This is a genomic window from Micrococcus sp. HSID17227 (assembly GCF_003989405.1).
GTDB lineage: Bacteria > Actinomycetota > Actinomycetes > Actinomycetales > Micrococcaceae > Micrococcus > Micrococcus luteus.
The window spans coordinates 1-7736 of sequence record NZ_RBLN01000099.1 but is presented as its reverse complement, the minus strand read 5'-3'; the positions used below and the strand labels follow the sequence as shown (position 1 = coordinate 7736).

The 7736-nt window shown below is 63.7% G+C and carries 6 protein-coding genes; 5 read left to right on the top strand and 1 reads right to left on the bottom strand.

The window, feature by feature from the left end:
• The first annotated feature begins 144 nt into the window (after window positions 1-144).
• From D8M29_RS06715 to D8M29_RS06695, 5 genes are all read left to right on the top strand, one after another.
• A complete protein-coding gene (locus tag D8M29_RS06715) occupies window positions 145-2892 on the top strand; it encodes a DNA methyltransferase (RefSeq protein ID WP_370450151.1) in 2748 nt (915 codons plus the stop codon).
• Window positions 2893-3189: 297 nt separating this feature from the next.
• Window positions 3190-4179, top strand: coding sequence for a nucleotidyltransferase (locus tag D8M29_RS06710; protein WP_127435241.1), 990 nt, complete (start codon window positions 3190-3192; stop codon window positions 4177-4179).
• Between the two features lie 149 nt (window positions 4180-4328).
• Complete coding sequence (locus tag D8M29_RS06705) at window positions 4329-5675, top strand: ThiF family adenylyltransferase (protein ID WP_161972210.1); 1347 nt, start codon at window positions 4329-4331, stop codon at window positions 5673-5675.
• On the top strand, window positions 5672-6151 hold the full coding sequence (locus D8M29_RS14510) for a Mov34/MPN/PAD-1 family protein (protein WP_161972209.1): 480 nt from the start codon (window positions 5672-5674) through the stop codon (window positions 6149-6151). Before D8M29_RS06705 ends, D8M29_RS14510 begins: the two co-directional genes overlap by 4 nt.
• A complete protein-coding gene (locus D8M29_RS06695; protein WP_127435240.1) occupies window positions 6135-6902 on the top strand; it encodes a DUF6602 domain-containing protein in 768 nt (255 codons plus the stop codon). The genes D8M29_RS14510 and D8M29_RS06695 overlap by 17 nt, the downstream gene beginning before the upstream one ends.
• A gap of 51 nt (window positions 6903-6953) precedes the next feature.
• On the opposite strand, the gene D8M29_RS06690 is transcribed toward D8M29_RS06695, so the two are convergent.
• A complete protein-coding gene (locus D8M29_RS06690) occupies window positions 6954-7532 on the bottom strand; it encodes a recombinase family protein (RefSeq protein ID WP_127435239.1) in 579 nt (192 codons plus the stop codon).
• Window positions 7533-7736 lie beyond the last annotated feature (204 nt).

The following is a 7736-nucleotide window of genomic DNA, read 5'->3' as shown; positions in this document are numbered from 1 at the left end:
GTCCTCACCCGCTGCCGGCTCACCACCGTCGCGAACACCGGAAGCGAGGTGACCACCGACCCCCTGACAGCCCTCACCGCCTGACCCCTACATGAAAGATCGCTACACCACTCCGAGGGGCTTGACCATGCCTGGGGTCAGCGCATCGACCGCTGGCGCGCCGATGGACAGACCCACACGGAGAAGTCCTTCGCCCAGCAGTTCTGGTCCGACCTGCTGCGAACCTTCGGGGTGATCCCCGAGCGCATCGACCTGTTCGAGCGCGGGGCCGCGCGCGCCTCCACCGGCGGGGCCGGCTACATCGACTTCTTCTGGTCCGGCGTCGCCCTGGGCGAGGCCAAGTCCCTGGGTGCCGACCTCGACGTCGCCCACGACCAGGCACTGGACTACCTGGCCGGCGGATCCATCGGTCAGCACGAGTGGCCCAAGTACGTGCTCGTCACCGACTTCGCCCGCATCCGCGTCGAACGTCTGGGCGAGGCCGGCTGGGTGTCCGAGTTCACCGTGCAAGAGGCCGCCGATCACGTGGACCAGCTGATGTTCCTGGCCGGCCGGGACACCGTGACCAAGACCGAGGAACAAGAGGCCTCCATCGCGGCCGCGCAGCTGATGGCCTCTATGTTCACCGCCCTCGTCGGAGACGAGGTGGACGTGCCCGTGGGCGAGGAGGCCCCCGAGGACGCCGAGGAGGAGGAGTTCGCCACCCAGCAGGCCTCGATCCTGCTCACCCGGCTGCTGTTCCTGCTCTACGGAGACGACGCCGGCCTGTGGGAGGCCGACCTGTTCCAACGCTGGGTGGAGTGGGACACCACCGCCGACAACCTCGGCCCCCAGCTCGACGCCCTCTTCCGCGTGCTCAACACCCCCGAGAACCGGCGCCGCGGTGTGCCGGACTCCCTGGCCCGCTTCCCCTACGTCAACGGCGGCATCTTCGACGGCACCTCCACCGCCGGGTTCCTCACCAACAACTTCCGGGACGCGCTCGTGGCCGCCTGCCGGTTCCGGTGGACCCAGATCTCCCCGGCCGTATTCGGCTCCATGTTCCAACTGGTCAAGTCCAAGCAGGCCCGCCGCGGGGACGGAGAGCACTACACCTCCGAGGAGAACATCCTCAAGACCATCGGCCCGCTCTTCCTGGACGAGTACCGCGCCCGAGCGGACCGGCTCATCCAGAACAAGACCACCACCCGGCGTGAAGTGATCGGCCTGATCGAGGAGATCGCCTCCAACATCTACGTCGACCCTGCATGCGGGGCCGGCAACTTCTTGAACCTGGCCTACGCCAAGCTGCGCGAGATCGAGACGGACCTGCTGGCCGACCAGCGCCGCCGCACAGGGTCCCAGGACCTGTCCCTGGACGTGAGCTTGGACCAGCGGATCCACATCGACCGGTTCTACGGGATCGAGATCAACTGGTGGCCGGCCAAGATCGCCGAGACCGCCATGTTCCTCGTGGACCACCAGGCCAACCGACAGCTGGCCGCCGCGCTCGGCCAGGCCCCGGTGCGCCTGCCGATCAAGATCACCGCCACGATCTACCAACACGACGCGCTCACCCTCGACTGGTCTCAGGCCCTCCCCGCCCCGGCCGGGCGCACGTTCGTGTTCGGCAACCCCCCGTTCCTAGGTGACCACACCCGCACGGCTGCCCAGCTGGCGCTAATGCAGGCGGCCTGGGGAGAAGGCAAACAGCTCTCCCGCCTGGACTTCGTGACCTCCTGGCACGCACTCACCCTGCGCCTGCTGGATGAGCGGGATGGGGAGTGGGCGTTCGTGACCACGAACTCCATCGTTCAGGGGGACCAGCCGGCCCGCTTGTTCGCCCCAATCTTCCAGGCTGGCTGGCGGATCAAGTTCGCCCACCGCACCTTCGCGTGGGACTCCCAGGCCCCCGGCAAGGCCGCGGTGCACTGCGTGATCGTCGGCTTCACCCGCGACCCCGACGCCAGGGCGCGCCTGTTCAAATACGAGCATGCGCGCGGTGAGGCCCGCGAGGTGCCCGGGGTGAAGACGATCAACGCCTACCTGGTGGATGGGCCCAACGTGTTGGTGGAGAAGCGCAGCATCCCGCTCGCCCCCGACATGCCGGAGGTCGTCTATGGCTCCAAGCCCACGGATGACGGCAACCTCATCGTCACCGCAGAGCAGTACCAGGCCGTGATGGCCGACCCCGTGATGGCCCCCTACGTGCGCCCTTACGTCGGTGCGGTCGAGTTGATCCGCGGCCAGCAGCGCTGGTGCCTCTGGCTGGCCGACATGGACCCGGATGCGCCCTCCCGCTCCCCCGAGCTCAAACGTCGCCTCGAGGGTGTCGCCGTCGAACGTGCCAAGTCCAAGGCCGCTTCCACCCGGGACTGGGCACGCTTCCCCCACCTGTTCCGCCAGCGCGGCCTCGTTTCCGATGTGCCCTTCGTCGGGATCCCAGAAGTCAGCAGTGAGGGGCGCGCCTACCTGCCCGTGGCCCACTTCGAGCCCGACGTCATCATCTCCAACAAGGTCTACGGTGCCGTGGACCCCGACGGCATCGTCTTCGCCGTGGCCTCCTCCTCGATGTTCATCACCTGGATGAAGACCGTCGGAGGACGGCTGGAGTCCCGCATTTCGTTCTCCAGCACGATCACCTGGAACGGCTTCCCCCTTCCTGCTTTGATCGACAAGGACCGAGCCTCTCTAGCCAAGGCCGGCCAGAAAGTCCTCGAAGCCCGGGCCCTCCATCCCGGACGCTCCCTGGCCCAGCACTACGCGCCCCTGGGCATGGACCCGGTCCTGGTGAGAGCCCACGACGGGTTGGACACCGTGATGGACCGGATCATGGGCGCCCCGCGGCGATGCCGCACAGAGCTCGAGCGTCAGGAGTTGCTCTTCGCCCGTTACGCAGAGAGGGCTTCGTAACCCCGTCCGGTACGACGAATGGGGTGGAAGGACCAGCCCCGGTGGCAAAGGTCGGACCTTCTCAGTCGACAAACCGCGACTTCGGCCGCACAGTCGAAGCGGCATCCATGACCACTACGCTCGCTTCCAGGGCAATATGGCCCGCCCACGGCCAAGATGCCCTCGAAGTCGCACCGGCCCTTTGGGGACCAGCTACCGAGTAGTCCCGAGCACCTGCGGCCATCCACCGGGTCCATGTGCGCGCTATCCTGAAGCCCACTTACTAGTGCTGATTGAAGGTCAGCGGGAGGGGGCCTCATGGCAGTCTTGAGCAAACAATTTCGAGATGCCTTGGCAGCAATCGAGCCAGCGGAGGATGCCGAACATGCTGCTGAAGCACACGAAGAGGTACGACGCGTGCTCAATTCCAGGGAAGATTTCAAGGATTGGGGACTGGAGACGCTCCTCATCGGCTCCTACCGGAGGCAGGTTTCGATCCGACGCGTCAAGGATGCGGACGTCTTCTGTCAGTTGCCGGACTTGCCTGTAGATGTTGACCCTCAAGACTTGCTTGATCGGTTCCTCTCCGCCCTCTCCGAAGAATACGGCGATCGAGTATCGCGCAACGACCGGTCGGTGAAGGTGGACTTCCCGGTCTATGACCTTCACGTCGACGTCGTGCCAGCACGACCTGTCGGGGACCTATGGGAAATCCCTAATAAGGGGGAGGGTTGGGAGACGACCCATCCCCTTCGCTTCAATGAACTCACCAGCGGATGCAACGCTACACACGATAAGAAGTACGTTCCTACGGTGAAGCTGCTCCGCCAGACGCGTCGCGCTTTGATGGGGACTGCGAAACCGGGTGGATTCTTTGTTGAGGTTGCCGCTTTCCACGCCTTCCAGAACATCCCAACGGAAGGAGCCCCCGACTTACCGTCCTCCATTGCGGAGTACTACACCGTGGCACTGGAGGCGATGGTGCCGCTGTTACGTGCCCATGCCGACGGCAGCGCGCCACTTCTAAACCCTGCTGTCCCTGGGCAGAAATTGCATGTACGGGCCACGACAGAAGAGCTGGAAGCTGTTGTAGCTGCGTGGGAGCATGCTGCTACGAGTGCTCGCGTCGCCCTGGACGAGATAGACGACCACGCCGCAGCGCAGGCCTTCCATGAACTGTTAGGACTGACCACCGAGGGCGAAGCAGTCTTCCCATTGCTTCCGCGGTCGGCTGGGACGGAGCAAGCCGCGAGTGTGCGCCCCGGCTACGCTAGCCTGCCCAGCGGTGACTCTCCCACGTTCGGATGAACGATGCCACACGTGATTTCCTGGATACGGCCGTCCGCCGCCTCGACGAGGGACTGAACCGGCGAGGTTTCCGCACCCAGCACTCAGGCGACCTCCCTACTGAGTGGGAATGGACCGGTCGGCTGGGGCCCCGACGTGAGCTGGTGCGGGTGACGCTGCAGCCGAGCTATCCCTTCTCTCCGCCGAACGTGTCCCTGCCCGACAGGGCCACAGACCTCGGATGGCATAGCGGACCGGAAGGGATCCTCTGCCTCTGGACCGAGGAGGGCCAGGCAGGCATTCCTTGGCTCGACCCAACGATTCTCATCGAACGCATCGAGAGTTGGATCGCCAACGACGCCGCCGGGTGGATCAAGGACTCCCCCCAACTCGATCTGGAGGCCTACCACCAGCCTCGCTTCCTCAAAGTCAACGGCTCCACCGTGCACCCTTCACTACTGATTGACCGCTGGGACGGTCTCTCACCCGGATGGTTCATATCATCGCTGCCAGACGCTCACGGAGTGATGCGCGTCAAGCGGGCGAAGACGCCTCCTCCTCCAGCTGCGACACCTGGCCAACAGGGGGCTCGGCGGAAGAACCGCAAACCCGACCGCTTCCTGAACGGTGTTGCGATCGACCTCGGTGAACTCGCAAAGCCGGTGATCTCACCATCCGACCTCGTTGCTGCCTGTGGAAGCGACAGACCAGCTATAGGCAAGTTCCTGGAGACTGGCCGGCCCCTTTTGGTCGCCATGCGCTACCGACGAGGAGCGGGCGACGGCTATATAGGGTTCTGGCTCGAGGACAAGGCCCCTCTCACTTACATCTCCGTCGCAGAGAGAGCACAAGCGCAACGACGCCGCGCCGGTTGGCATGCCCCCGCCCTTCGCAAGAAGTCAGTCTCAGTCATCGGCGCCGGCAGCATCGGATCCTACGTGGCGGAGGTGCTCGATCGAAGCGGAGTAGGAGACCTGCGCGTCCACGACTTCGACAAGTTGCTACCGGGCAACCTAGTTCGCCACGCAGCTTCACCCGCGTTCGTCGGGCAGACGAAGACCACAGCAGTGTGCGCCTCGGCCCTTCTCCGCGACCCGGGGTCGAGCATGACCGGCGCGGGACCCGTCAAGACTCTTGCCGATGCTGTGAGCTTGATGGACTCGCGCGACCTCGTGATCGACTGCACGGGCAGCCGGCTCGTGTGGCACATGCTCCAACACGCGGCCCGTCTTTCAGGCGCGCGGTTCCTTCATGTCGCAATCGTGGGCCAGGGCCAGTTCGGGCGAGCGGACATCTGTCCGCCTCTCAATGCAGCTGAGCCTCTGTCGATGGACCCTCTGGAAGGTGCCATCGAAGGCGAGTATGAGACCGGCTGCGGGGACCCGATCTCACCGACACCACCGGCTGCAGTAATAGAAACCGCTGGAATGGGAGCCCGGCTTGCGATCAGGCTGCTCTGTGGCGAAGAGGTGCCCCCCGCGGGCGAGTCACGCGCATTGTTCGAGCTGCCAACGTGAGAGTTGCGACCATCAATGCTGATGCCTGGACAGAGCTCACCCAGGCAGCGAGCCGCGCCCTGCCACGTGAGACGGGCGGCCTGCTTCTCGGCTACTACATCGAGACCGAACCGCGCATAGTGCAATGCGTCGAGGTCCCTGATCCCACAGCGACCTCTGTGCGCTATCGCCGGGACGCGACCATAGCTGCAGCAACGTTGAGGCAGACGAGGGCATTAGGCCCCGAAAACACTACGGGGTACATCGGTGAGTGGCACAGTCATCCCGGACCGAACGGTCCGAGTGAGACTGACTCGCTCGCCCTGCGCCAGCTGGCCAAGGCGGGGGCGCATGATGTGCTCCTAGTGGTCGTCGCCCGCACCGCAACAGACTGGATCAGCCACGCGCGGGAAGCGAATCCAGATGGCAACCTCCAGCGACTAGTGCTAGAAGTTGCCTCCAGCAGAAAGGATAACCCCCATGAGTTCACCAATTGATCTGAATTTAGCCTTTCAGGCTCGGCAACGTACCCTCTCCGCAGAACTCGGTATCCCTCTGGAGTTCACCGACCATCCAACCTCCATCGGTAATGCCTCCGAGGCGAACTGGACGAGAATGCTTCGCACCTACCTGCCAGGACGTTATGAAGTCGGCCCTGTACACGCCCTGGATATCACCGGCGGCCAAAGCCACCAGATCGATATCGCTATTTACGACCGCCAATACGCCCCCATCTGGTTCGAGTCACCCGCGGGGGAGCGGATCGTGCCAGTGGAGAGCATTTACGCCGTGTTCGAGGTGAAGCAAAAAATAAATGCTTCGAACCTACGCTATGCCGCCCGGAAAGCAGCTTCGGTGCGCCAACTGACGCGGACTAGTGAAAAGATCGTTGATATCCACGGGACCCACGAAGGCCCCCGTCCTGAGCAGCGACCCATCCTTTCGGGAATCCTTGCACTCAAGTCGGAGTGGACGACAGGTATGAGGGGTGAGACGGGGAAAAAGCACATTCAAGATCATACTGGGGATGCGCGCCTAGACATGGGTCTTGCCCTGTTGGATTCTGCCTTCGATAACACCACGCCACCCTACAACAAAGAGATGCTTGAAGCAGGTCTCCACTTCTCACCTGAGAGTACGCAACTACTCTGGTTCTGCCTGAGACTCTTCAGACGACTCCAGGCCATCGGCACAGCGCCTGCCGTTGACCTCTCCTTATACGAGGAGGCTCTGCTCAAATCCTCATAAATAGGCCATATTGCCAGAGCGGATTCAAAATGAGTGGCCCACGCGGGACGGTTACCCACGTCCGGAAGCGAACCTACGCAATGAGGAGTACAGAGTCTGCCGGCTCACCCCGAACGTGCGCGCCACCTCAGCCTTCGGGATCCCCATCTCGATCATCACGCACGCCTGCTCCACGTCGGTGTCCGAGAGCTTCGGGGCCTGCACGTACTTGCCCCGAGCCTTGGCCAGGGCGATGCCCTCGGCCTGGCGCTCCTTGATCCGCCGGCGCTCGAACTCAGCGAACGCAGCCAGGATCCCCAACATCAACCCGTCCACCGGGGAGGTGCCGGACTTGTCCACGGTGATCCGCTCTGACACGAACTGCACAGCACACCCCTTGGCGGTGAGCTCATCCACGATCGCGTACAGGTCCCGAGTGTCCCGTCCCAGCCGGTCCATCGAGGCAACCTTCACCAGATCCCCCTCCCGCACGTACCGCATCAGCTCCGCCAACCCGGCGCGCTTGGCGCGGGAGCTGCCGGAGATCTTGTCTTCGAAGATCCGGTCGCACTCCCCCACCGCCTCGAGCTGGCGGTCCAGGTTCTGCTCAGCCGAGCTCACCCGCACGTACCCCACAGTCTGTCCAACCATGTCTTAGACCCTCCGACGCATGTGTCCAACGGCCCGGCTTGGGACCGTCTCTGACGTGATGGTCTCGTGGGAGGGTGGGGTGTGTAAAGGGGTATACCCGGCTTGACGCCGGGATGGGGCAATGAACACCCAGCTGGATTGTGAGGCATCCCTCTGTCGGAGCGTTGACGTTTACTTTACTAACCTGTTAGTATAGTTTCGTTG